Genomic DNA, 23,796 nt, shown 5'->3' on the forward strand with positions numbered 1-23,796 from the left:
GGCTTGTTCTTGGGAGGGAAGGTGGGGGAGGCGGGGCTCCTGGGTCGCAAAAGGTGAGTCGGGGTGGGCACGCGGAGGGGAGGGGGACCAGCATCCGGGTCAGCGGCCGATCGGCGTTTCCGCGTCCTCAGGGCGTGTCCGACACGCCCTGAGGGCCGGGCGACGGGTCAGTGCGGCCCGCGCGGGTCGTGCGGCCTGGGGTGGCCGCCGTCGCCGTCGCCGTCGCCGTCGTTGTCGGGCCGGCCGGGCGGCGGAGCGGGCTCGGTGGCCGCGTCCCCGGCCCGGGGCCCGCCGGGAGCGGCCGGGGCGCTCTGCGGGGCGCCGGCCGCGTCGACCGACCCGGGGGTCGTCGCGCCGGCGGCGTGCGCCCCGGCGGGTTGCTCGGCCCGGTCGGTCGGGGGTTCGACCAGCCACTCCGGGTTGCTGTGCCGGCGCCACCACTGCCAGGCCACGATCCCGCCGCCGATCGCCAGCGCACCGGCCACGGCGAGGCCGGTGGCCAGGCTGTTGCACCGCTTCCTCCGGGCGTTGCGGGCGGCGAGGTGGCTGATCTCGGCCGAGGTGACGTTGCCGTGCAGCGCGGTCAGCGCGGCGGCGCTCCGGGTCTGGGCCTCCTGGGCGACCGGGGTGACGGCGGCGCGGGCCTCCTCGACGGCCTGGGCGACCCTGGGGCCGACCGTGGAGCGGGCCTGGTCGGCGGCGCGGGCGGCGGAGAGCCGGGCCGCCAGAGCGGCCTCCTGGGCGCGGTGGAAGGCCTTCAGGGCGTTCTGCTGGGCTTCGGGCGGCAGACTGGCGAAGGCGTGACCGAACTGCGGGGCGATGTGCCGGTCGTACTGGACGCGGAGGCTCTGGGCGGCCTGGGCGGCTTTCGGCCCGAAGGTGTCCAGGGCCGGGCCGAGGCGCTGCTTGGCGCCGTCCGCGAGGTGCGCGGCGGTGTCCCGGGTCTTGGTGGCCGTCTCACGAGCCGAGTCCGAAAAGGTCACGAGTCTCTCCTCCTGGGTGGCGTCCTTTATGCACATATCCACCTGAATGCTGATCATGCATGCTGATTTGTCCACCGGCATGTCGGAGTGGGCCGTACGCGGGGTGCGGAAGGAGCCGGGGAGCGGGCCCGATGTCGGATCCGCCGCAGTAGGCTGGCGATTTCGGCGTCCCGTACGGGAGGGGAAGAACCTCATGCTGACCGGCTGCTACCGGCATCCGCAGACGGCCACCGGCGTCTCCTGCACCCGCTGCGAGCGGGCGATCTGCCCGCAGTGCATGGTGACCGCCTCGGTGGGCTTCCAGTGCCCGGAGTGCGTCGGCGGCGGGCATGCCGGGACGCGGCGGGCGACCACCCGGTTCGGCGGGGCGATCGCCCAGGACGGCGGGCTGGTCACCAGGGTGCTGATCGGCATCAACGTGGTCGTCTTCGTGCTGGCCGCCTACGTGCTCACGCCGCGGCTGGGCCAGGTCTGGGAGCTGTACAGCGCCGGGCGGGCCATCCTGGGCGGTCCGGACGGTGTCGCCGCCGGGCCCTCCCAGTGGTACCGGCTGCTGACCTCGGTGTTCCTGCACCTGCAGTGGTGGCACATCGGGATGAACATGGTGGTCCTGTACTGGCTCGGTCCCGCACTGGAGACGGCACTCGGCCGGCTGCGCTTCCTGGCCCTCTACCTGCTCTCCGGCCTGGGAGGCAGCACCCTGGCCTTCCTGATCGACGGCAACGCGCTGCGGTCGGTGGGGGCCTCGGGCGCGATCTTCGGGCTGATCGGCGCCACGGTGGTGATGCAGCTGCGGAACCGGGGCCCGCTCGGCCCGGTGATGGCGTTCCTGGTCTTCAACCTGGTCGTCACCTTCTCGCGGACGAACATCGACTGGCGGGCGCACATCGGCGGCCTGGTGGTGGGCGCGCTGACGGCGGCCGGTCTGATGTACGCCCCGCGCGAGCGCCGCGGCCTGGTCCAGGGGCTGGCGTTGGCGGGGTCGCTGGCCGTGGTGGCGGCGATGCTGATGATCGGGATGGCCCGCTACGGCGCGTGACGCCGAGGGCGTTTGTCCACAGTGGGTGCGGGGTTGTGCACAGGCTGTGTGCCGCCCGGGGTGTGGACTGCTGTTCTACGCGTGTCCTGCTGTGCGGTTTTCCCACTTTCGGGAAGTTGTGCACAGCTGTGGAAAGCCCGCGGCCGAAAAGTTATCCACAGGCTGGGGAGACTTTTCCCCAGTGTGGATAACCATGTGGATAAGCAGGACAGTCTGATGATGGGGATAACCGACCGGTTTCCCGCCCGTGTCCGGGCACGCCTGACCGCCGCCCGGCACCAGCGGTCCGAAGCGGCGGAGGTGGCTCGACCGGAGCCTCAGGAGGAGCGGGAGGTCACTTCCACTGGGTGGAGACGCCGAACCCCGCGGCGATGAAGCCGAAACCGACCAGGATGTTCCAGTTCCGCCAGCTCTCGACCGGGTAGCTGCCGCTGGTCACGTAATAGGTGACGATCCAGACCAGGCCGATCAGGAACAGTGCCAGCATCAGCGGTGCGACCCAACTGCGGCCCGAACTGATCTTCACCGCGGCCGTGGTCGGCGGGGTGTAGTCGGACTTCTTGCGGAGTCGAGACTTCGGCACGAGGAGCTCTCCTGTCGATGCGCTGTGAGACCGCGCAGAGGTGCAGCGGGGGTCGGTCGGCCGGTGACGGGCGGTGCGGAACGCACGGGACCGTTCCCGCACGCGCCACCGGCGTCCGTTAGCGTAGTGGCTCGGTGGGTCTTAAGGAGATAAGGGTACGGTGCCTAATTTGTCGATTCCCCCTCGGCCGACCACTACCCGCCGCTCCGGCACCCGAATTGTCGGGCGTGCCCTGACCTGTGCGGTCTTCGCGCTCGCCGGACTGCTCTTCTACATCAGCGCGCAGACCGCCCGCGGCACCGACCTGCGGACGGACAACTCGCTGCTGAGCCTCGGCGACGTGATACGCCAGCGCAGCTCGCAGAACCAGCAGGCCCAGGCCCAGCTGGCCGACCTCCAGGCCCGCGCGCAGGAACTCACCGGGCAGCAGGGCGGCAACCCCGCCGACGCCGCCCGGCTGGACGGCCTGCGGCTCGGCGCGGCCCTGGAGCCGCTGCAGGGCGGCGGCCTGACCGTCACCCTCAACGACGCCCCGCCGAACGCCACCGCCCGCATCCCGGGCGTCCCCGAGCCCGGCGTCAACGACCTGGTCATCCACCAGCAGGACATCCAGGCCGTGGTCAACGCGCTGTGGCGGGGCGGCGCCGAGGGCGTGCAGGTGATGGACCAGCGGCTGATCTCCACCAGCGCCGTCCGCTGCGTCGGCAACACCCTGCTGCTCCAGGGCCGGGTCTACTCGCCGCCGTACGTGGTCCGGGCGGTCGGCCGCACCGATGCGCTGAAGGCCGCCGTCGACGGCGACCCGACGATCCGCAACTACCTCCAGTACGTCCAGGCGTACGGACTCGGCTGGAAGGTCCAGGAGAGCGGTGATCTGACCCTCCCCGGATACTCCGGCACCACCGAGCTGCGGTCGGCGGGCGGGCAGCAGTAGCGGACCGGCCCCGCGGTCGTTGATCCCGGGTCTACTCTTGACCCCAGTCCGCTACGTCGAGGGAGCACCATGTACGGCTGGATCTGGCGCCACCTCCCGGGAAACACCCTGGTCCGCGCCGTCATCTCGCTGCTCCTCATCGTGGGGATCGTCTATCTCCTCTTCACCTACGTCTTCCCGTGGGCGGAACCGTTGCTCCCCTTCGGTGACGTCACAGTGGACGGCGGCGAAGGTGCCGCGGCCGGCTGAACCGGCGGCCCTGCTCCTCCACCCTGCCGACCCCGCCCCGCATCCCACGGAGACCACGCGAGAATGACCACCCAGCCGACCGCGCCCCGCATCCTGGTCGTGGACAACTACGACAGCTTCGTCTTCAACCTGGTCCAGTACCTGTACCAGCTCGGTGCCACCTGCGAGGTGGTGCGCAACGACGAGGTGACCGTCGAGCACGCCGTCCGCCGGTCCGGCGGCGAGGACGACCAGGGTTTCGACGGGGTGCTGCTCTCCCCCGGGCCCGGGGCGCCGGAGGAGGCCGGGGTCTGCATCGGGATGGTGCACCACTGCGCGGGGATCGGGCTGCCGGTGTTCGGCGTCTGCCTGGGCCTGCAGTCGATCGCGGTCGCGTACGGCGCGGTGGTCGACCGGGCACCGGAACTGCTGCACGGCAAGACCTCGCCGGTCGAGCACGAGGACGGCGGGGTGTTCGAGGGACTGCCCTCGCCGCTGACCGCCACCCGGTACCACTCGCTGGCGGTCGAACCGGCCACCGTGCCGGACGAACTGGTGGTCACCGCGCGCACCGACAGCGGCGTGATCATGGGCCTGCGGCACCGCGAACTGCCCGTCGAGGGCGTGCAGTTCCACCCCGAGTCGGTGCTCACCGAGGGCGGGCACCGGATGCTCGCCAACTGGCTGGCGGAGTGCGGCTACCCGCAGGCCGTGGACCGGTCGGCCGGGCTCGCCCCGGTGATCGGCCGGGGCTGAGCGGCGTGACCGCGCTGCGTCCGGAGGGGCGTTACCAGCCGGAGGCGGGCCCGGGCGACGGACAGCCGTACGGCGGCGCGCAGTACGGCGGCGGTCCGTACGGGGACGGCCGGTACGGCGACGGACAGCACCACGGTGACGCGGCGGCGTACCCGCAGCCGTACCCGGCGCAGCCCGGACAGGGCGCCGCCGAGGACGCCTGGGGCGTGTACGAGCAGGCCGAGCAGCCCGCCGCGTCCGGCCCCGAGTACCCGTGGCTGCCCGACCAGACGCTCCAGCTGCGCCTGCCCCTCGACATCGGCGGGCCGGCCGTGGAACCGGCCCCGCCCACCGGTGGCCGGGCCGAGCGCCGCAGGGCCGCCCAGGGCCGGACCTCCGTGCGCGCGGGCGTCGGTCGGCGCCGGGCGAGCGGCCGGGGCGCCGGGGCGAAGGCGCGGCCCAAGGAGTCCGCGGTCGTGGTGGCCGCGCGGCTCGTCGGGGAGCTGTGCATCACGCTCGGCGTGGTGATGCTGCTCTTCGTCTCGTACCAGCTCTGGTGGACCAACGTGCAGGCCGACGCGGCCGCCGACGGCGCCCGCAACCGGCTGGAGCAGCAGTTCGACGCCGCCCTGGCGCCGCCGAAGCCCGGGCAGCCGGCTCCGGACCCGGCCAAGCCGGAGTCGTTCGAGCCCGGCAAGGGCTTCGCCATCATCTACCTGCCCAAGCTGGGGCTGAAGTTCCCGATCGCCGAGGGCACCTCCAAGCCGGCGGTGCTCGACAAGGGCCTGGTCGGCCACTACACCGGCACCGGGATGCCGGCCGACAAGGCGGGCAACTTCGCGCTGGCCGCGCACCGCAACACCCACGGCGAGCCGTTCCGGTACATCAACCAGCTCGGCAAGGGCGACAAGATCGTGGTGGAGACCGCCACCTCGTACTACACGTACGAGGTCACCAGCAGCATCCCGGAGACCTCTCCCAACAACGTGAGCGTGATCAAGCCCGTCCCCAACGGCGCCGGTTACGCGGGCGCCGGCCGGTACATCACGCTGACCACCTGCACCCCGGAGTTCACCTCCAAGTTCCGCCTCATCGTCTTTGGCAAGATGACCGAGGAACGGCCGCGCAGCCAAGGCAAGCCGGCCGCGATCACGGGCGGGTGACCGCCCGGGCACCCGGCACGAAGGGGGAGCACCGGAGATGACGGACGAGACCGCGCAGTCGGCCGAGCCGCGGGAGGAGGCCTTCCCGCCGCCCGAGGCCGGCCCCGCGCCCGCCCGGCGCGGTCGCAGTCGGGCGCTGGCCGCGCTCGGCGTCTTCGGCGAGCTGCTGATCACCCTGGGACTGGTGCTCGGCCTGTTCGTGGCCTACTCGCTGTGGTGGACCAACGTCGAGGCCGACCGCTCGGCGGCCGCGGCCTCCGACCGGCTGCGCGACACCTGGGCCGCGAGCCCGACCGGTACCCCCTCGGCGGCCCCCGGCGGGACGTCCGCCCCCGCCGCGCCGTTCGCGGCCGGGGACGCGGTCGGCTTCCTGCACGTCCCGGCGATGGGCCGGGACTACCAGGTGCTGATCCGGATGGGCACCGACAGCGACACCCTGGCCGAGGGCGTGGCGGGGGTGTACGAGCAGCCCTACCGCGCCGCGATGCCCTGGGACCAGGCCGGCAACTTCGCGCTGGCCGCCCACCGGGACGGCCACGGCGCCAAGTTCCACGACCTGGACGCGGTGCACAAGGGCGCCGCGGTCGTCGTCGAGACCAAGGACAAGTGGTACGTCTACCGGGTCGACAGCACCCTGCCGGAGACGTCCAAGTACGACACCGGCATCGTCGCGCCCGTCCCGGTCGGCTCCGGCTACACCGGCCCCGGCCGGTACATCACGCTGACCACCTGCACGCCGGTGTACACCTCGCGCTACCGGATGGCGGTCTGGGGGAGCCTGGTGCGGGTGGACGACGTGGACGCCAAGCGCACCCCGCCGCCGGAGCTGCGTCAGCCCTGAGCCCGCCGGCCGCTGCTGAGGTCCGGCTGCTGCGGCCTGGAACCCGCGGTCCGGTTGCGGTAGCCCGGCACCGAGAACGCCCGGTACCGAGAACGCCCGGTACCGAGAACGCCCGGCATCGAGAACGCCCGGTACCGAGAACGCCCGAGGGCCCGTCGCAACCGCTGCGACGGGCCCTCGGGCGTACGGCCGGACAACTCCCACCAAGCCTCAGATCCAGGGGAACCAGGGCTTAGTTGTTGTTCCCCCCTTTGGTGTTGGAGGGTGAGGGGGAGAGGGGGTCACCCCCTTTGGGCGGATCGGCCGGCTTCGTGATGAGCATCACCTGGGTGTTCGGGTCCAGCTGGGTGCCGGCGGCCGGGTTGGTGCTCACCACGATGGCGTTCGGGTCCGACGGACCGGACACCACCGTGTAGAGCAGCCCGACCTTGCTCAGCTGCGAGATGGCGTCCGACAGCTTGACGTTCTGCAGCGGCGGGACCTGGGGCTTGTCCTGCATCTTGAAGATCGTCAGCGTGATCTTCGTGTTGGCCGGAACCTTGGTGTTGGCCTGGACCGACTGCGCGGCGACGGTGTTCGCCTTGCTCTGGTCGGTGGTCTGCACCGTCTTCGAGGCGTCGACCTGGAAGCCCAGGCCCTCCAGCTGGGCCTGCGCCACCTCCTTCTGCGCGCCGCCCACGTTCGGCACGGTCACCTTCGACTTGCCCTGCGAGACGGTCAGCTTGACCGGCGCGGTCGGGTCGCCGGCGGTGCCCGCCGCCGGGTCCTGGGCGGTGACGTTCTCCTGCGGAGCGGTGTCGTCGTCCTTGTACTCGGTGGTGACGTTGGTGAAGCCGGCGTCGCCGAGCGCCTTGGTCGCCTGGTCCTTGGTCTTGCCGACCACGTTCGGCAGGGGGGCCTTGGCCGGGCCGGAGGAGAGCTGCACCGTGATGGTGCTGTTCTCCGCGACCTGGCCGCCGACGGCCGGGTTCTGGGTGCAGACCTGGTCCTTCTTGATGTTGGCGTCCGGGCAGGCGAGCTTGTCGCCCTCGGCCACCACGAGCTTGGGACCGGCCGCGGCCGCGGCCGTCTTGGCGTCCGCCAGGCTCTTGCCGACCAGGTTCGGCACGGCGACCTTCGGGGTCTCCGTGGTGCCGCCGCCGTTGCCGTTGAACATGGCCTGGGCCACGAAGAAGGTGCCGACCAGGACCAGCACGGCGGCGACCGCCAGCACGATCCAGGAGGTGTTGCTCTTCTTCGGCGGCTGCTCGCCGCGCCGGCCGCCGTCCCGGCCGTAGCCGTCGTCGTGGCCGCCGCCCGCCGGGCCGTCGGCGTAGGCCTGGCCGTAGCCGTCGTCCTGGTAGCCGCCCTGCGGGCCGTAGCCGGGCTGCGCGCCGGCCTGCGGCAGGACGGTGGTCGGGCCGCCGCCGGGCTGCTGCGGCAGCACGTTGGTCTGGCCGTACGGGTCGTGCTGCTGCGGGTAGCCGTTCTGGTCGTAGCCGTACCCGGCGCCCATGCCGTACGCGGCGGCCTGCTGGGCGGCGGCCACCGGCAGGCCGTCGAGGAAGCGCTCGATGTCGTCGCGCATCTCGTCGGCGCTCTGGTAGCGGTAGTCGCGCTCCTTGGCGAGCGCCTTCAGCACGATCGCGTCGATCTCGGGGCGGACCTCGGGATCGAAGACGGACGGCGGCTGCGCCTCCTCCCGGACGTGCTGGTAGGCCACCGCGACCGGGGAGTCGCCGACGAACGGTGGGCGGACGGTCAGCAGTTCGTAGAGCAGGCAGCCAGTGGAGTAGAGGTCGGAGCGGGCGTCGACCTGCTCGCCCTTGGCCTGCTCGGGGGAGAGGTACTGGGCGGTGCCGATGACGGCCGAGGTCTGGGTCATGGTCATCCCGGCGTCGCCCATCGCGCGGGCGATGCCGAAGTCCATGACCTTGACGTTGCCCTGCCGGGTCAGCATCACGTTGGCCGGCTTGATGTCGCGGTGCACGATGCCGGCGCGGTGCGAGTACTCCAGCGCTTGCAGGATGCCGATGGTCATCTCCAGCGCGCGCTCGGGCAGCAGCCGTCGGCCGGAGTGCAGCAGCTCGCGCAGGGTGGACCCCTCGACGTACTCCATCACGATGTACGGGATGGAGATGTTGTCGATGTAGTCCTCGCCGGTGTCGTACACGGCGACGATCGCGGGGTGGTTCAGGGACGCCGCGGACTGCGCCTCGCGGCGGAAGCGGGCCTGGAACGACGGATCCCGGGCCATGTCGGCCCGGAGCGTCTTCACTGCGACGGAACGGCCGAGCCGGGTGTCATGGGCGAGGTACACCTCGGCCATGCCGCCGCGTCCGAGGACGCCGCCGAGCTCGTACCTGCCGCCTAGGCGACGAGGCTCTTCCATAGTTCCGACCCTCTCCCTCACCTGCCGGCGAGGTTGTGACGTAGGTGTCCCCGCACGCTCTGGGTGACGCCGAGCGGGTCTCGACCGGTTCTCCGGCCGGGCCGTGCGCCGTCTCGCGGGCGGCAACGGGCACACCCGCTGCTGGCGGATACGCTACCGGTCGCACCGCATCGGACCGGAGTCGGCCGTCGGCCGATATCAGACCGGTATACCGGACGGGGTGTCGATCGTGACTTTCCACTCACGGCCGGGCCTCCTCCTCACTTGCCGAGGACGGCCTGCATCACCGCCTTGGCGATCGGGGCGGCCAGCCGGCCGCCGCTGATGCCGTCGCGATTGTTGGAGCCGTCCTCGACCACGACCGCGACCGCGACGGACTGGCCGTCGGTGGTCTTGGCCCAGGAGGTGAACCAGGCGAACGGCAGCCCGGCGTTGTCCTCGCCGTGCTGCGCGGTACCGGTCTTGCCGCCGACCTGGAGGCCGGGGATCTTGGCGTTCTTGCCGGTGCCGTTCTCCACCACCGAGACCATCAGGTCCTGCATCTTCTGCGCGGTGGCCGGGCTCATCGCCTGGGAGAACTGCTTCTCGGTGTGCTTGGAGATGGTGGTCAGCGAGGCCGAGCGCTCCTGGTCGACCAGGTACGGCTGCATCAGGCTGCCGTTGTTGGCGATCGCGGCGGACACCATGGCCATCTGCAGCGGGGTGGCGCGGGTGTCGTGCTGGCCGATCGAGTCCTGCGCGGTGCCGTCCAGGCTCGCGCTGTTCGGGAAGATGCTCTTCTCGGAACGGACCGGGGTGTCGATGGTGCTGTTGAAGCCGAACTTCTCGGCCTGCGCCCGCATCTTGTCCTTGCCGAGGTCCGCGCCCATCTTGGCGTAGACCGTGTTGCAGGACTGGTCCATCCCCGACTTGACCGTGGCGTTCCCGCACTTCTCGAGCGGCGACTCGTTGTTCAGCACCGTCTGGGTGCCCGGCAGGGTGTACGGGTCCGGCGTCGCGGTCTGGTCGTCGATGTTCTGGTACAGGCCGTTCTCGAACGCGGCGGTCGCGGTCACCAGCTTGAACGTGGAGCCGGGCGGATAGGTCTCCTTCAGCGCCCGGTTGAGCATCGGCTTGTTGGGGTCGGCGTTGAGGTCCGTCCAGGCCTTGGAGTCGCCGCTCTCGCTGCCGGCGATGGTGCCCGGGTCGTAGGACGGGGTGGAGACCAGCGCCAGGATCGCGCCGGTCTTCGGGTCGATCGCGACGGCGGCGCCCTTCTTGTCCCCCAGGCCGTCCCAGGCGGCCTTCTGGGCCTTCGCGTTGATCGTGGTGACGACGTCGCCGCCGCGCTGCTGCTCGCCGGTCAGCATGTCCAGGGTGTTGCGGAAGAACAGCCGGTCGTCGGTGCCGGAGAGGATGCCGTCCTCCAGGTTCTCCAGCTGGCTGGAGCCGAAGACCTGGGAGGAGTAGCCGGTGACCGGGGCGTACATCGGGCCGTCGACCCAGGAGCGCTTGTACTTGTAGCGCAGGCCGTTGACGAAGTCGGACTTCGTGACCGGCTGGCCGCCGACGATGATGTTGCCGCGCGGGTGCGCGTACCGGTCGTACTGCTGGCGCTTGTTGTTCTTGTTGGTGGCCCAGGCATCGGCCTGGACACCCTGCACCCAGTTGGTGCGCACCATCAGGGCCAGGATCAGGACGAGGCAGAAGATCGAGACCCGGCGGATCGGCTTGTTCATCGAGCGGGTCCTCCCTGGCCCTCGGTGGCCGGGGTCGCTTCGACCCCGGGTCGGCGGGCGCTGTCGCTGATCTTCAGCAGGATCGCGACCAGCGCCCAGTTGGCGACCACGGACGACCCGCCCTGGGCGAGGAACGGCATGGTCATACCGGTGAGCGGGATCAGCCCGGTGACCCCGCCGGCCACGACGAAGACCTGCAGCGCCATCGCCGACGAGAGCCCGACGGCGAACAGCTTGCCGAACGGGTCGCGGGCCGCGAGGGCGGTGCGCAGGCCGCGCTGCACCAGCAGGGCGTACAGCAGGAAGATCGCCATCAGGCCGGTCAGCCCGAGCTCCTCGCCGAACGAGCCCAGGATGAAGTCGCTCTTCGCGGCGAAGTTGATCAGCCAGGAGCGGCCCTGGCCGAGGCCCGAGCCGGTCACCCCGCCGGAGCCGAGCGCCATCAGCGACTGGCCGATCTGCTCGGTGGCGCCCTTCGGCGGGTGTGCTCCGAAGGCGGCCATCGGGTCGAGCCAGGCGTCGATGCGGACCTTGACGTGGCTGGTGGTCATGGCGACCGCGACCGCGCCGCCGATCGACATCAGCAGGCCGAACAGGATCCAGCTGGTCCGCTCGGTGGCGACGTAGAGCATCACCACGAACAGGCCGAAGAACAGGAAGGACGTGCCGAGGTCGTTCTCGAAGACCAGGATCAGCAGGCTGAGCAGCCAGATCACGATGATCGGGCCGAGGTCGCGCCCGCGTGGCAGGTACAGGCCCATGAAGCGGCGGCTGGCCAGTGCGAGGGCGTCGCGCTTGACCATCAGGTAGCCGGCGAAGAACACCGTCAGGATGATCTTGGCGAACTCGCCGGGCTGGATGGAGAAGCCGCCCATCCGGATCCAGATCTTGGCGCCGAAGTCCTCCGCCCGGGCCGGGAAGAAGGCCGGCGCGGCGAGCAGGACCAGCGCCGCCACCATCGAGATGTAGGTGTAGCGCTGGAGCACCCGGTGATCCTTCAGGAACACCATCACGGCGATGAACAGCCCGATCCCGAGGGCCGACCACATCAGCTGGTTCCGGGCCGCCGGGAAGTTGGCGCTCAGCAGCTTTCCGGCCTTGTCGAGCCGCCAGATCATCACCACGCCGAGACCGTTCAGCAGGGTGGCGATCGGCAGCATCAGCGGGTCCGCGTACGGTGCGAAGCGGCGCACCAGCAGGTGCGCGACCAGCGCCAGCGCGCCCATGCCGAGTCCGTAGCCGACCATGCCGCTCGGCAGCGTGGAGTCCATCGCGAGCCCCACGTTGGCGTACGCGAGGATCGGCAGCACGACGGCGAAGGCCAGCAGGGCTAGCTCGGTGTTGCGCCGGTTCGGCGCGCCCTGGAGGGAGATGGTGGTGTTGGCCCGGCGCCGGGTGGCGGCGCGGTCGGTGGCCGTCCGGCGCCTGCCGGCCCGGCCGGTGTCGTCGCTCAGGTCGTAGGTGCTCACGTGGTGACCGCTCCCTGACGGCCGGCTGCCCCGCTCGGGGCGGGCCTATGTCGGATCACGGAGGTCACTGCTTCGGGCAGGAGTCGGCCCGGCTGCGCTCCTCCTCGGTCAGCCCGGACAGGTCGCCCGACGGGCCGGTGTTCGGCGCGGCGGCGTTCGGCGCCGGGGCGGACGTGCTCGGGGCGGTCGGGGTCGGGGTCGCCGGGGTCGGGGACGTGGGAGCCGCCGGGGGGCGGGTCTTCTCCCCCGGGGTGGGCGTGACGGCCAGGAACGCGGCGTGGGTGGCCTGCGCCGCCTGGGTGGCCGGAACGGTCCGGGCGTCGGCGACCTTCTTGCAGAGCTTGACCCAGCCGTCGAGCTCCTGGACGGTCGCGGTGGCGGCGCCCAGGCTGTCGGCCGCGATGGTCTTGTTGAGGTGCTCGGCCTGGTCCTGCGGCAGGTACTTGAGCTCGACGTCCTTGTACGCGGTGTGCACCGAGGACAGGCTCAGGCCGGCCAGGTTCTGGTTGATGCCCTGGTAGACCGCGACGTGGTCGCCCTGCTTGCCGACGTAGTACTGGTCCTGGGTCCACTGGTAGCCGAAGAACCCGGCACCACCGAGCAGACCGAGGGTGACCAGGACGGCCACCGAGACGGTGAGGCCCTTGCGCTTGCGCTTCGCGGGCGGTTCCTCGTCGAACTCCTCGGCGCCGTACACCGAGGGCTCGCCGGAGCCGTAGCCGTACTCGCCCTCGTAGCCCTCGGCGGGGCCGAAGCCGCCCTGGGCGGCGTCGTAGCCCTCGGCCGGGCCGAAGGCGCCCTGCGGGGCGCGGCCGAGGCCGGCGGCGCGGCCGGCCGGGGTGTCGGCGATCGAGCGGTCCGCGGCGGCCGAGGACGGCGGGGTGTCGGCGACCGCGCCGACCACCACCGGCACGTCGTTGTACTGGCCGCTCGTGGTGTCCGTGGCACCGACGTCGATGACGTCCGCCACGATGCAGGTGATGTTGTCCGGACCGCCGCCGCGCAGCGCGAGCTGGATCAGCTCCTGCACGGTCTGCTCGGGCGAGTAGTAGCTGCCGAGGGTGTCCTGGAGGGTCTGGTGGCTGACCGGGCCGGAGAGGCCGTCGGAGCAGATCAGGTAGCGGTCGCCGGCGCGGACCTCGCGGATCGACAGGTCGGGCTCGACCTGGCCGCGGCCGTCGAGCGCCCGCATCAGCAGCGAGCGCTGCGGGTGGGTCTCGGCCTCCTCCGGCGTGATCCGGCCCTCGTCGACCAGGCGCTGCACCCAGGTGTGGTCCTGGGTGATCTGCACCAGCGAGCCGTCGCGCAGCAGGTAGGCGCGGGAGTCGCCGACGTGCACCATGCCCATCCGCTGGCCGGTCCAGAGCATGGCGGTCAGCGTGCAGCCCATGCCCTCCAGCTGCGGGTCCTCCTCGACCATCTGCCGGAGCCGGTCGTTGGCGCCCTGGACGGCGTCGCCCAGCAGGGTCAGCAGGTCGGCGCCCGGCACGTCCTCGTCCAGTCGGACGATCGAGCCGAGCACCTCGGAGGACGCGACCTCGCCGGCCGCGGCGCCGCCCATGCCGTCGGCCACGGCCAGCAGCCGCGGCCCGGCGTAGCCGGAGTCCTCGTTCCCCTCCCGGATCAGTCCCTTGTGGGAGCCGGCGGCGAAGCGCAGCACCAGGGTCATGCGACCTGTGCCCCCCTCTGGGTCATGGACGGGATGCTGTCCCTCATGCGCTACTACTTCCGCAGTTCGATGACGGTCCTGCCGATACGGATCGGCATGCCCGGCTGGAGCGGGGTGGGCGCGGTCAGGCGCTGCCGGTCCAGATAGGTGCCGTTGGTGGAGCCTAGATCCTCGACCGTCCACTGCCCAGTCTGATCCGGATAGATCCTGGCATGCCGGGAGGACGCGTAGTCGTCGTCCAGCACGATGGTGGAGTCGTGCGCGCGGCCCAGGGTGATGGTCTGGCCCTGGAGCGCCACGGTGGTGCCGGCCAGCGAGCCCTGCACCACCACGAGCTGGGTCGGGGCGCCGCGACGGCGGCCGCCGCCCTGGGTCTGGCCCGCCGCTCCGGCGGCCGGGGCCTGTGCGGCGCGCCCGGCGGCCGGAGCGGCGGCGGCGCCGCCCGGAGCGGCGTTGGCGCCACGACGGGAGGAGCGGGGGTTCACCTTGGTCCCGAACAGGTCGCTGCGGATCACCTGGATCGCGACGATGACGAACAGCCACAGCACGGCCAGGAAGCCCAGCCGCATGACCGTGAGGGTCAGTTCTGACATGGCCGGCCCGCCTGTCGGTGAGCGAGGCGCGCGAACAACTCGGACACTACCCTTCGACCTGTCGGTAGACGATGGTGGTGGAGCCCACGACGATGCGGGAGCCGTCGCGGAGCGTAGCGCGCTGGGTGTGCTGTCCGTCCACCACGATGCCGTTGGTGGATCCCAGGTCGAGAACCATCGAAGGGGTGCCGGGGCGGATCTCGGCGTGCTTGCGGGAGACCCCGGGGTCGTCGATCCGCACGTCCGCCTCGGTCGAGCGGCCGAGCACGCAGGCCGCGCCGGTGATCTGGTGGCGGGCGCCGTTCACCTCGATCCAGCGGCGGACCGAGGCGCCGTGGCCGGCGCCGGGGAAGGCGCGGACGTTGCCGCCGGACGTCGCGGGCGGGCCCGGGGGCATCGCCGGGGGCGCGGCCGGCGGCGGGGGCGCGCCGTACTGGCCGGCGCCGGTCTGCTGCCACGGTGCGCCGGGGGCCGGCGCGGCCGGCTGGCGGTCGTAGCCGGACTGCTGCGGGGCGTACTGCTGGGGCTCCTCGGCCGCCAGGGTGCGGCTGCGCACCCGGTACAGGCCGGTGTCCAGGTCGTCGGCCTTCTCCAGGTTCACCTGGAGCGGGCCCATGAAGCTGTACCGCTGGGCCTCCGCGTACTCGCGGACCATGCCGGCCAGCTCGGCGCCCAGCTGCCCGGAGTAGGGGCTGAGCCGCTCGTGGTCGTGCGGGCTCAGCTCGACGATGAAGTCGTTCGGCACGACGGTGCGGTCGCGGTTCCAGATGCTCGCGTTGTTGTCGCACTCGCGCTGCAGCGCACCGGCGATCTCCACGGGCTGGACCTCGGACTTGAACACCTTGGCGAAGGTGCCGTTGACGAGACCCTCAAGCCGCTGTTCGAACTTCTTCAGCACTCCCATGGGACACCCCCTTCCAGGGTTCGTTCGCCTGCCTGCCGACCGGATCCCGCCGGGAGTCGGTCGTGCCTACTTGCGGTACTTCCGTACTGATCGTATCCACGCCGGGCCCTTCCGTACGGTTCCCGGACAGCGTGGTGCCCGGGGGTGGGCTCGGACACACAGGGTGACGCATACCGGGTACGGCACGCCAGGTGTGCCCGCCCGGATGGGCTCCCGTCACTCGCTCGCCCGTTCGTCGTGCATCCGTTCGGATGCGCTTCGTCCCGCCGGAGAACGGATTCGGAGCGGCCCCCCGGGTCGTGCTACTGTTTTCCACGTCGGAAGGGCCGCCCACCAGGGAGGCCGGTCCAAGGGAACGCGAAGACCACATGGTACCGAGCGGTTCGGAAGATCGGTCGGCAACGAAGACGACACCCATGCGCGGGTGGCGGAATAGGCAGACGCGCTGGATTCAGGTTCCAGTGCCCGAAAGGGCGTGGGGGTTCAACTCCCCCCTCGCGCACAGCGAAGCCCCGCAGATCTACGGATCTGCGGGGTTTTCTCGTTGTCCCGGTCAGGAACGGGTGGCGGGCAGCTCGGCGCGGACCTCGAAGCCGCCGTCCTGGGTGGGGCCGGCGCTGAGCGAGCCGCCCAGCAACTGCGCGCGCTCGCGCAGGCCGACCAGGCCGTGGCCGCCGCCCGGCAGGATCTCGTCCGGGTGGACCGGGGGCGCGTCGTTGCGCACCTCGACCCGCAGTCGGCGCCCCTTCGCCCGGACCTTCACGTGCACCGCCGCCTCCGGGGCGTACTTGGTGATGTTGGTGAGCGCCTCCTGGACGGTGCGGTAGGCGGCCCGCTCGACCGCCTCCGGCCACGGGCGGTCACCGGGGTTCAGTTCGGTGTCGGCGGCCAGCCCGCTCTCCGCGATCAGCCGGGGCAGGTCGGCCAGCCGGGGCTGCGGGGCGAGCGGGGCGTCCGGGCGCGGGCTCGCGGTGCTGCGCAGCACCCCGACCATCTGGCGCAGCTCGTCGAGGGTACGGACGGCCAGTTCGCGGATGGTGCGGGCGGTGGCCGCGGCGGCCGGGTCGCCGGTGCTCACCTGGAGCGCGCCGGCCTGGATGCTGATCAGGCTGACCTGGTGCGAGACCACGTCGTGCATCTCCCGGGCGAGCCGGCCGCGCTCGCTGATCAGCACCCGTTCGGCGAGCAGCCGGCTCTCCCGCTCCTGGCCGCGGGTCAGCTCGTCGAGCCGGGCGGCCAGCTCCCGCCGGGTGCGGGCGAGCAGCCCGGTGGCGGCCGGGCCGGCGGCCAGCATCACCGACTGGATGGCGTAGAGCGCGGTGTCCCGGCTGAGTTCGAGGGTCTGTTCGGACAGCGGCCAGTGGAAGAACTCGACCAGCGTGAACAGGGTCGCGCAGGGGATGACGATCCGCGGGCGGGGGCGCTCGGCGGCCACCGTGTAGACGGCGGTGATCGGGGCCAGCCAGATGTCGTCGACGTAGCTGCCGGGCATGGTGAGCAGCAGCGCCGCCACCGGGAAGCGGCGGCGCCAGAGCAGGGCGACGGCGGCCAGCGTGGAGAGCGCGATCTGCCACCACGGGGAGTTCCGGGCCACCAGGGCGGCGTCCAGGAGGGAGTAGAGGGCGGGCAGCAGCAGCATCAGCCAGGGGGCGGTGCACCAGCCCGGGAGCCGTCTGGACGGCAGCTGTTCGGTGGCCGTCATGCCCCGTCGCCGGGTTTCGGCCGGACCAGCCCGGCCCGGTGGGCGAGCACCGCCGCCTGGACCCGGTTGGCCGCGCCGAGCTTGCCGAGGATCGCGCTGATGTGGTCCTTGACGGTGCCGGTGCCGAGGAAGAGCCGGTCGGCGATCTCGGCGTTGGACAGTCCCTCGCCGAGCAGGGCCAGCACGTCGAGCTCCCGGCCGGTGAGGGTGCGGGCGAGCGAGGTGGCCTCGGCGTCCGGGCCGCCGCCGTCCACGTAGCCGCCGATCACGGTGCGGGTCACGGTCGGGGACAGGATGTTGCCGCCGGCCGCGAGCACCCGGACGGCGTGGACCAGCTGCTCGGGGGCGGTGTCCTTGAGCAGGAAGCCGGCCGCGCCGGCCCGCAGCGCGGTGCCGATGTACTCGTCGCTGTCGAAGGTGGTGAGCATCGCCACGGCGGGCGGGTCCGGCAGGGCGCGCAGCCGGCGCAGCACCGAGATGCCGTCGAGGTCCGGCATCCGGATGTCGAGGAGCACCACGTGCGGGCGCAGGCGCTGGACGTGCTCCTCGGCCTGGCCGCCGGAGCAGTCGCCGACGACGTCCAGGTCGGGGGCGGAGCCGACGATGAGGCCCAGGCCGGAGCGGACCAGGATCTCGTCGTCCACGATCAGCACGCGGGTGTCGGTGATGGTGCCTCCTCGGTTCTGGCGGCCGGGGTCGGGCGGTCCGCGCGGGTCGTTTCGAGGGTAGGGGTAGCCGGGGTGGGGCGCCGAACGGATGGCGGTCCTCACCCCCGCCACATGGCGGGGGTCGGAATCCGCTACCCGGTTCACGCAATTCTCAGGCCGGGTGGGGAACCATGGAGTTGGCTGCCCTTTGTCGGCCTGCTCCATTCAGTGGGCGCCCGGTCGAGGTGAGGGCCGCCGGTCAGTCCGTCGGGCCCCCTGCGGGCACCCGTCGCCGGGCCGTGTGCGGATGCGCCCCACCATCTGATCGTTTGGAATTGAGCTGTGTCGTCCACTGTGAAGTCGGAGCCTTCCGCCACGTCCACCGGGCCCCGGCCCGTCGGCGTGCTCGACCGCTGGCGCCCGCGGGCCGCCGCCGTCTCCGTGTGGTACCTCCGGCTGCTGGCGCTGCTGAACGTGGCGACGGTGCTGCTGGTGCCGTGGGGGAACCAGGTCAACGAGCACAACGAGGGTGAGTACTTCACCCCGTACCTGATGACCTCGGGTCTGGCCAGCGCGGTGCTGGCGGTCTTCCTGGCCATCGCGATGCGGCGGCGCAAGCGGGCCGCCTGGATCTTCAACGCGGCCCTGGCCAGCATGTTCGCGGTGCTGTACCTGCTGGCCATGGTGATGCCCGGCGAGCGGTTCAAGGACCACCCGCTCAACTACATCTCCACCGTGCTGACCTGCCTGTTCGTCCTGGCGCTGGTCATCGGGCGGAAGGACTTCACGTCCAAGGGCGACCGCTCCAACCCGAAGACCGCGGCGGCCACCTTCGTCGGCGGGCTGCTGTTCGGCGGGGTCGTCGGCGCGCTGCTGGTCTGGGCGACCAACGGGCTCGGCGGCGCGGGCTTCTGGGACCTCTTCCGCTACTCCGTCGGCCGGATGATCACGATCAACCCCTCGGAGCACCTGCGCTCGGTGATCTCCTCGCCGACCTGGGTCAACGCGGCGATCAACGCGATGGGCGCGGTGCTCTTCCTGCTGGTGCTCTACGTGGCCTTCCGCAGCCCGCGCGGCAAGGAGCTGCTGAACCCCGAGGACGAGGCGAAGCTGCGCTCGCTGCTGGACAAGCAGGGCGAGCGGGACTCGCTCGGCTACTTCGCGCTGCGCCGGGACAAGGCGGTGATCTTCTCCCCCAGCGGCAAGGCGGCGGTGACCTACCGGGTGATCGGCGGGGTCTCGCTGGCCTCGGGCGACCCGATCGGCGACCCGGAGGCCTGGCCGGGCGCGATCGACTCCTGGCTGGCCGAGGCCCGCGAGCACGCCTGGGCGCCGGCCGTGATGGGCGCCTCCGAGGAGGCCGGCGTGATCTACGCCCGGCACGGGCTGGACGCGCTGGAGCTGGGCGACGAGGCGATCGTCGAGCTGGACGAGTTCTCGCTGGACGGCCGGGCGATGCGGGTGGTCCGCCAGGCGTACAACCGGGTCAAGCGGGCCGGGTACACGGTGCGGATCCGCCGGCACGAGGACATCCCCGAGTGCGAGATGGCCGAACTGGTGGCCAAGGCCGACCAGTGGCGCGACGGGGCGACCGAGCGCGGCTTCTCGATGGCGCTCGGCCGGCTCGGCGACCCGGGCGACGGCCGCTGCGTGATGCTGGAGTGCCACGACGGCGACGGCGAGCTCAAGGCACTGCTGAGCTTCGTCCCGTGGGGCCCGGACGGGCTCTCGCTGGACCTGATGCGCCGGGCCCGGGACACCGAGAACGGCCTGATGGAGTTCATGGTCATCGAGCTGCTGCAGCGTGCCGAGGAGGTCGGGCTGAAGCGGGTGTCGCTGAACTTCGCGATGTTCCGCTCGGTCTTCGAGCGCGGTTCGCGGCTCGGGGCCGGCCCGGTGCTGCGGTTGTGGCGTTCCGTCCTGGGCTTCTTCTCGCGCTGGTGGCAGATCGAGTCGCTGTACCGCGCGAACGCCAAGTACCGGCCGATCTGGGAGCCCCGCTACCTGCTGTTCGAGAAGAGCAGCGAGATCCCGCGGATCGGCATCGCCAGCGCGCGGGCCGAGGGCTTCATCGTCGCGCCGAGCCTGCCCGCCCTGTTCCGCCGCCGGCACTCCGGGGCCGCCGTGGTGGCGCCCCGGCTCCCGGTCGCGGCGCGGGACGGGAAGGGGTAGCCCTCCGCCGGGGGGCGGAGGGGACCGGGCGGTCGGATAGGGGGTGACGTCAGGGATATCCCTCCCCCCAGAGGATGACCCTGATCCGCATCTATGCCGATGTGGATTTGTTAAGAGGCTTCTAATGTGGGAGTAGCTCAGAAAGTTCGGGGATTCGGGAGTAACGGTTGTGATGGACAGGACCCACGCGGGGGGCGTGCGGGAGGGGTCGCTGGCACTGGCCAGATCGGCCGCTGTCGCCGAGTGGGGGACGTTGTACGCGACGGTGCGGGACGCGGTGGTGCGCAAGAAGTTCGCCGCCGTTCCGATGGCCACGGCGGCGACGTTTCTGATCCTCCTGTTCAGCATCACCCAGCACCTGCCGGGCGGTGAGCACTTCGTCAACCGCATCGGGGTGGTGAAGGCGGCGCTGCCGCTGGACGTCTCGCTGCTGCGGACCCCGCTCTCGCTGTACGTGCCGGCGCTGGACCTGCCGGTCTGGGGCGCGCTGGCCCAGGTGTTCGTGGTCTTCGGCGTCGCCGAGATCGTGCTCGGCCGGCGGATGACCCTGGTGGTGGCCTACACCTGCACCCTGGCGGGCACGCTGTTCGCCCGGATCGGCGTGGCGCTCGGCCCGGGCCACCTGTTCGGCTTCCCGAAGTGGGTCGCCTACGTGCGGGACACCGGGCCGTCGGCCGCGGTGGTGGCGCTGGCGATCTGCATCGCGTTCCGCTGCCGGGCCTGGTTCACCGCCGGCCTGGTGGTGGTCATGATGGTCGGCGAGGCGGTCGTGCTGCCGAACCTCGCCGGGCTGGAGCACGTGGTCGCGGTGACCACCGCGCTGCTGCTCGCCGTCTCGGTCGAGGTGTTCGGGGACTTCTGGCCGCGGGTGCTGGCCGGGGTCGGGGCCGCCACCTCGGTGGCCGCGGCCGCGTCGCGGGAGGTCGCGGTGGAGGCCCGGCGGCGCCCGGCGGGCGCGCTCGTCCCCTGATCCACACACCGTCTGACGGCCGTCGGGCAGCCGGCCGTCAGGCGTGCGGCAGGGGGAGTTCGAACCAGACCACCTTGCCGACCGCCTTGCGGGCGGTGCCCCAGCGTTCGGCGAGCTTGGTCACCAGGGTGAGACCGCGGCCGGTCTCGCCCAACTGTTCGGCCGGTTCCAGCGACGGCAGGTTGTGGTTGTCGTCGCTGACCTCCACCAGCAGCTTGTCCACCCGGATCAGCTGGAGCTGGACGCGGTCCCGGGCCACCCGGACGGCGTTCGTGACCAGCTCGCTGACCAGCAGCTCGGTGATGTCGCTGAGCGCCTCCAGGTGCCAGCCGGCCAGCTGCTCGCGGACCAGCGAGCGGGCCCGGCGCACCTCGCGGTGGTCCACCCTGAGGTCCCAGGTGGCCACCTCGGACGGGGCGACCCCGTCGAAGCGGGCCACCAGCAGGGCGACGTCGTCCTTCCGGTCGTCCGAGTGCAGCCGCTTGAGCACCACGTCGCAGGCCTGCTCGGGGCTCTGCAGTGGGTCGATCAGATTGCCGCAGAGCGCTGCCAGGCCCGCTCCTATGTCGCCGCCCCGGACCTCGACCAGGCCGTCGGTGCACAGCACCAGCATCGAGCCGTCCGAGACGTCGATGGTCTTGGCGACGAACGGCACCCCGCCGACCCCGATCGGCGCGCCGGCCGGGATCTCCAGCAGCTCGCCGGAGCCGTCCGGGTGCACCAGCACCGGCGGGACGTGGCCGGCGCTGGCCAGCTCGCAGGTCCGGTTGATCGGGTCGTAGACCGCGTACAGGCAGGTGGCGAGGTGGTCGTCGCCGAGCTTGTGGGCCAGGTTGTCCAGGTGCCGCAGCAGTTGGCCGGGCGGCAGGTCGAGCGCGGCGAGGGTCTGCATGGCCGTCCGGAAGCGGCCCATCGCGGCCGCCGAGTGCAGGCCGTGGCCCATCACGTCGCCGACCACCAGGGCGACCCGGCTGCCGGGCAGCTGGATCGCGTCGAACCAGTCGCCGCCGACCTCGGCCTTCGGGTCGCCCGGCAGGTAGCGGTGGGCGATCTGGACGCCGGGGATCTGCGGCGGGCGGGTCGGGATCATCGAGCGCTGGAGGGTGGTGGCCACCCTGGCCTCGGCGCGGTGCAGCCGGGCGTTGTCCAGGGAGAGCGCGGCGCGGACGGCCAGCTCCTTGAGCGTGGCGGCGTCGCTCTCGTCGAAGGGGGCGCGGTCCGGCAGCCGGAGCAGCTTGAGGATGCCCAGCACGGTGCCCCGGGCGGACAGCGGCACCACCAGCATCGAGCGGCCGGAGACCACCGGGGCCAGCCGGGCCCCGCCGAGCGCGATCGCGTAGTCGACCGCGACGTCCGCGCTGATCACCGGGACCAGGACCGGCTGGTTCAGCTGCAGGGCCATCCCCGGCGGGGTGCGGCGCGGCATGCTGACCAGCGAGCCCTCGGACAGCACGTGGTCCCAGGCGCCGCCGGTCTCGTTGTAGACCAGGGCGACCCGGCGGAGCATGGTGTCGTCGTCCGGGCGGGCGGCCGGCAGTTCGGATTCGGAGATCAGCCCGTCCACCAGGTCCACGCAGGCGAAGTCGGCGACCCGGGGGACCAGCACCTGGCAGAGCTCGTGCGCGGTGAAGCCGAGGTCCAGGGTGGTGCCGACCTTGCCGCCGACCTCGTTCAGCAGCGCCAGCTGCTCGCCGGCCTGCCCGTTGGTCAGGAACGGGCTCAGCCGCCCGGACTGGGCGCCCTCGGCGCCGGCGGGGGCGGAAGGGGCCCGGTTGGCGCGGCGGGGTGGACGGCCGTGGGCGGACGGTTCGGCGGCGGCCGACTCGATGGCGGCTCCTCCTCCGGTCGGGGACGGGGCGGTCGGGGAGGGGGTGGTCGGGGCCGGGGTGGTCGGTGGGACGCCCGCCGGGGCGCCGGCGGCGCCGGACGGCTGGGCGGCCGCGGACCGCTCGGCGGTCTCGCGCTGGGCCGGCAGCGGGCCGGTCGGCCGCCCCCGGACCGTCCGGGCCGGGGGCGCGGACTGCTCGGGCTGCGGCGGCGGGCCGACCCGGGCGGCGCGCTGCTGGGCGGTCGGGTAGCGGCGGCCGAGTCCGGCGGCGGCGTGCGCGGCGGCGGCCTGCGGGTCGGCGGGCAGGACCGGCAGCACGGTGGCCGGGTCCAGCCGCAGAGCGGGCAGACCGGCCTGGTCCAGCACGTCGAGCAGCAGCGCCCGGCGGTCGGCCGAACCGGCCGGCAGCAGCCCGGCCAGCCGGTCGGCCGACAGCAGACCGGCGCGCAGCCGGCCGGGCGGGGTCAGGGCCGCGCCCAGCCGGTGGAAGCCGCCCCGGGCGGGCGGGGCGGCGGCGAACGGCAGCAGCCGCTCGCCGAGTGCGAGCCGGGGGCCGGCGGTGCGCAGCGGCCGGGCGTCGGCGGCGAGGGCGAGCAGGCCGCCGAACGGGTCGGGCAGCGGCCAGGCCCACCAGAGCACGTCGCGCAGGTGCTCCTCGCGGTCGATGACGGCCAGCTGGCCGGCCCAGGGGCGCCCGTCGGCGGTCAGCGCGGCCAGGGTGTCCAGGGCGTCGCAGCGGCGGCGCACGACGGACCCGGCGGCCTGGCCGGGGGCGGCGAGCGGTTCCACGGCGGGCAGCAGTCCGCTGGCCGGCCGGTCGTGGGCGACTTCGGCGCGGTGCCCGAACAGTTCCTCGGCGGCCCGGCTCCACTGGGCGATCCGTCCGGTCCGGTCGACCAGGACGAGGGCGAGCCGGACCAGGGCGGCCACGCCGGTCGGGTGGTCACCCGGTACGGCCTCGGCGCCCGCCGGACGCGGTGTGGAGTTGGACTCGGCCACCATGGATTCGGTCTGCTCCCGCCTGGCCGCCACGCCTGGAGGCGGCCGTCTCTCCGGAGGAAGGCACGCTGTGCGGAAACCCGGGGCGTGTCTTGTGGATCGTGCCGGGCTTGAGGGCGTGTCTGAACGAGTCCGCCGGGCGCCCGACGCCGCGTGCTGATCCGACGCGAATCATCAGACACGCCCTAGCGAAGCACGGACCGGCCCGGGCGTGATAGCGAAACGGGGAGATTCCTCAGGATCGGTTG

The 23,796-nt window shown here is 72.3% G+C and carries 19 protein-coding genes and 1 tRNA gene; 9 read left to right on the forward strand and 11 right to left on the reverse strand.

Annotated features, from left to right (window positions below):
• Positions 1-167 precede the first annotated feature (167 nt).
• On the reverse strand, positions 168-983 hold the full coding sequence (locus AC07BF_RS29910; protein WP_478334165.1) for a DUF5324 family protein: 816 nt from the start codon (positions 981-983) through the stop codon (positions 168-170).
• Positions 984-1,176: 193 nt separating this feature from the next.
• On the opposite strand from AC07BF_RS29910, the gene AC07BF_RS29915 reads away from it, so the two are divergent.
• Positions 1,177-2,022: a rhomboid family intramembrane serine protease gene (locus tag AC07BF_RS29915; RefSeq protein WP_363587972.1), complete on the forward strand. Its 846-nt coding sequence runs from the start codon at positions 1,177-1,179 to the stop codon at positions 2,020-2,022.
• A gap of 334 nt (positions 2,023-2,356) precedes the next feature.
• Here the strand turns inward: AC07BF_RS29915 and crgA are convergent, their stop codons facing one another.
• Positions 2,357-2,605, reverse strand: coding sequence for a cell division protein CrgA (gene crgA / locus AC07BF_RS29920; protein WP_350876761.1), 249 nt, complete (start codon positions 2,603-2,605; stop codon positions 2,357-2,359).
• A gap of 175 nt (positions 2,606-2,780) precedes the next feature.
• Here crgA and AC07BF_RS29925 point away from each other — a divergent pair, with 175 nt between their 5' ends.
• From AC07BF_RS29925 to AC07BF_RS29945, 5 genes are all read left to right on the forward strand, one after another.
• Entirely contained in the window at positions 2,781-3,539 is a 759-nt protein-coding gene (locus AC07BF_RS29925) for a DUF881 domain-containing protein (RefSeq protein WP_363628084.1), read from the forward strand.
• A gap of 69 nt (positions 3,540-3,608) precedes the next feature.
• Complete coding sequence (locus AC07BF_RS29930) at positions 3,609-3,788, forward strand: hypothetical protein (protein WP_363587974.1); 180 nt, start codon at positions 3,609-3,611, stop codon at positions 3,786-3,788.
• A gap of 63 nt (positions 3,789-3,851) precedes the next feature.
• Positions 3,852-4,523: an aminodeoxychorismate/anthranilate synthase component II gene (locus AC07BF_RS29935; RefSeq protein ID WP_063348449.1), complete on the forward strand. Its 672-nt coding sequence runs from the start codon at positions 3,852-3,854 to the stop codon at positions 4,521-4,523.
• A gap of 5 nt (positions 4,524-4,528) precedes the next feature.
• Positions 4,529-5,665: a class E sortase gene (locus AC07BF_RS29940; RefSeq protein WP_400804316.1), complete on the forward strand. Its 1,137-nt coding sequence runs from the start codon at positions 4,529-4,531 to the stop codon at positions 5,663-5,665.
• Between the two features lie 37 nt (positions 5,666-5,702).
• Positions 5,703-6,506, forward strand: coding sequence for a class E sortase (locus AC07BF_RS29945; RefSeq protein WP_363587978.1), 804 nt, complete (start codon positions 5,703-5,705; stop codon positions 6,504-6,506).
• Between the two features lie 232 nt (positions 6,507-6,738).
• Here the strand turns inward: AC07BF_RS29945 and pknB are convergent, their stop codons facing one another.
• The 6 genes from pknB to AC07BF_RS29975 form a co-directional block, all read right to left on the reverse strand.
• Positions 6,739-8,877 (reverse strand): Stk1 family PASTA domain-containing Ser/Thr kinase, encoded by a 2,139-nt coding sequence (gene pknB, locus AC07BF_RS29950; protein WP_363587980.1) that lies wholly within the window; start codon positions 8,875-8,877, stop codon positions 6,739-6,741.
• Positions 8,878-9,137: 260 nt separating this feature from the next.
• The gene (locus tag AC07BF_RS29955; RefSeq protein ID WP_363587982.1) at positions 9,138-10,595 is read right to left on the reverse strand and encodes a peptidoglycan D,D-transpeptidase FtsI family protein; all 1,458 of its coding nucleotides are present in this window, start codon (positions 10,593-10,595) and stop codon (positions 9,138-9,140) included.
• The gene (locus AC07BF_RS29960; RefSeq protein WP_363588014.1) at positions 10,592-11,968 is read right to left on the reverse strand and encodes an FtsW/RodA/SpoVE family cell cycle protein; all 1,377 of its coding nucleotides are present in this window, start codon (positions 11,966-11,968) and stop codon (positions 10,592-10,594) included. Before AC07BF_RS29960 ends, AC07BF_RS29955 begins: the two co-directional genes overlap by 4 nt.
• A gap of 160 nt (positions 11,969-12,128) precedes the next feature.
• Entirely contained in the window at positions 12,129-13,733 is a 1,605-nt protein-coding gene (locus AC07BF_RS29965; protein WP_363619390.1) for a PP2C family protein-serine/threonine phosphatase, read from the reverse strand.
• A 53-nt stretch (positions 13,734-13,786) separates the two neighbouring features.
• The gene (locus AC07BF_RS29970; protein ID WP_363587986.1) at positions 13,787-14,326 is read right to left on the reverse strand and encodes an FHA domain-containing protein FhaB/FipA; all 540 of its coding nucleotides are present in this window, start codon (positions 14,324-14,326) and stop codon (positions 13,787-13,789) included.
• 46 nt (positions 14,327-14,372) lie between these two features.
• Positions 14,373-15,230 carry a DUF3662 and FHA domain-containing protein gene (locus tag AC07BF_RS29975; RefSeq protein ID WP_363587988.1) on the reverse strand — a complete coding sequence of 286 codons (858 nt, stop codon included), beginning with the start codon at positions 15,228-15,230 and terminating at the stop codon, positions 14,373-14,375.
• A 418-nt stretch (positions 15,231-15,648) separates the two neighbouring features.
• Here AC07BF_RS29975 and AC07BF_RS29980 point away from each other — a divergent pair.
• Positions 15,649-15,732, forward strand: a tRNA-Leu gene (locus AC07BF_RS29980).
• 51 nt (positions 15,733-15,783) lie between these two features.
• On the opposite strand, the gene AC07BF_RS29985 is transcribed toward AC07BF_RS29980, so the two are convergent.
• Both AC07BF_RS29985 and AC07BF_RS29990 read right to left on the reverse strand, forming a co-directional pair.
• Positions 15,784-16,932 carry a sensor histidine kinase gene (locus AC07BF_RS29985; RefSeq protein WP_363587990.1) on the reverse strand — a complete coding sequence of 383 codons (1,149 nt, stop codon included), beginning with the start codon at positions 16,930-16,932 and terminating at the stop codon, positions 15,784-15,786.
• On the reverse strand, positions 16,929-17,600 hold the full coding sequence (locus AC07BF_RS29990; RefSeq protein WP_363588016.1) for a response regulator transcription factor: 672 nt from the start codon (positions 17,598-17,600) through the stop codon (positions 16,929-16,931). The genes AC07BF_RS29985 and AC07BF_RS29990 overlap by 4 nt, the downstream gene beginning before the upstream one ends.
• A 321-nt stretch (positions 17,601-17,921) precedes the next feature.
• On the opposite strand from AC07BF_RS29990, the gene AC07BF_RS29995 reads away from it, so the two are divergent.
• Together AC07BF_RS29995 and AC07BF_RS30000 are read left to right on the forward strand one after the other, a co-directional pair.
• Entirely contained in the window at positions 17,922-19,751 is a 1,830-nt protein-coding gene (locus tag AC07BF_RS29995; protein WP_400327283.1) for a phosphatidylglycerol lysyltransferase domain-containing protein, read from the forward strand.
• Between the two features lie 172 nt (positions 19,752-19,923).
• Positions 19,924-20,721, forward strand: a complete 798-nt coding sequence (locus tag AC07BF_RS30000) for a hypothetical protein (RefSeq protein ID WP_363587992.1) — start codon at positions 19,924-19,926, stop codon at positions 20,719-20,721.
• 37 nt (positions 20,722-20,758) lie between these two features.
• Here the strand turns inward: AC07BF_RS30000 and AC07BF_RS30005 are convergent, their stop codons facing one another.
• Complete coding sequence (locus AC07BF_RS30005; protein ID WP_478334166.1) at positions 20,759-23,581, reverse strand: ATP-binding SpoIIE family protein phosphatase; 2,823 nt, start codon at positions 23,579-23,581, stop codon at positions 20,759-20,761.
• Positions 23,582-23,796: the final 215 nt, after the last annotated feature.

Source organism: Kitasatospora sp. NPDC043950, assembly GCF_056435345.1.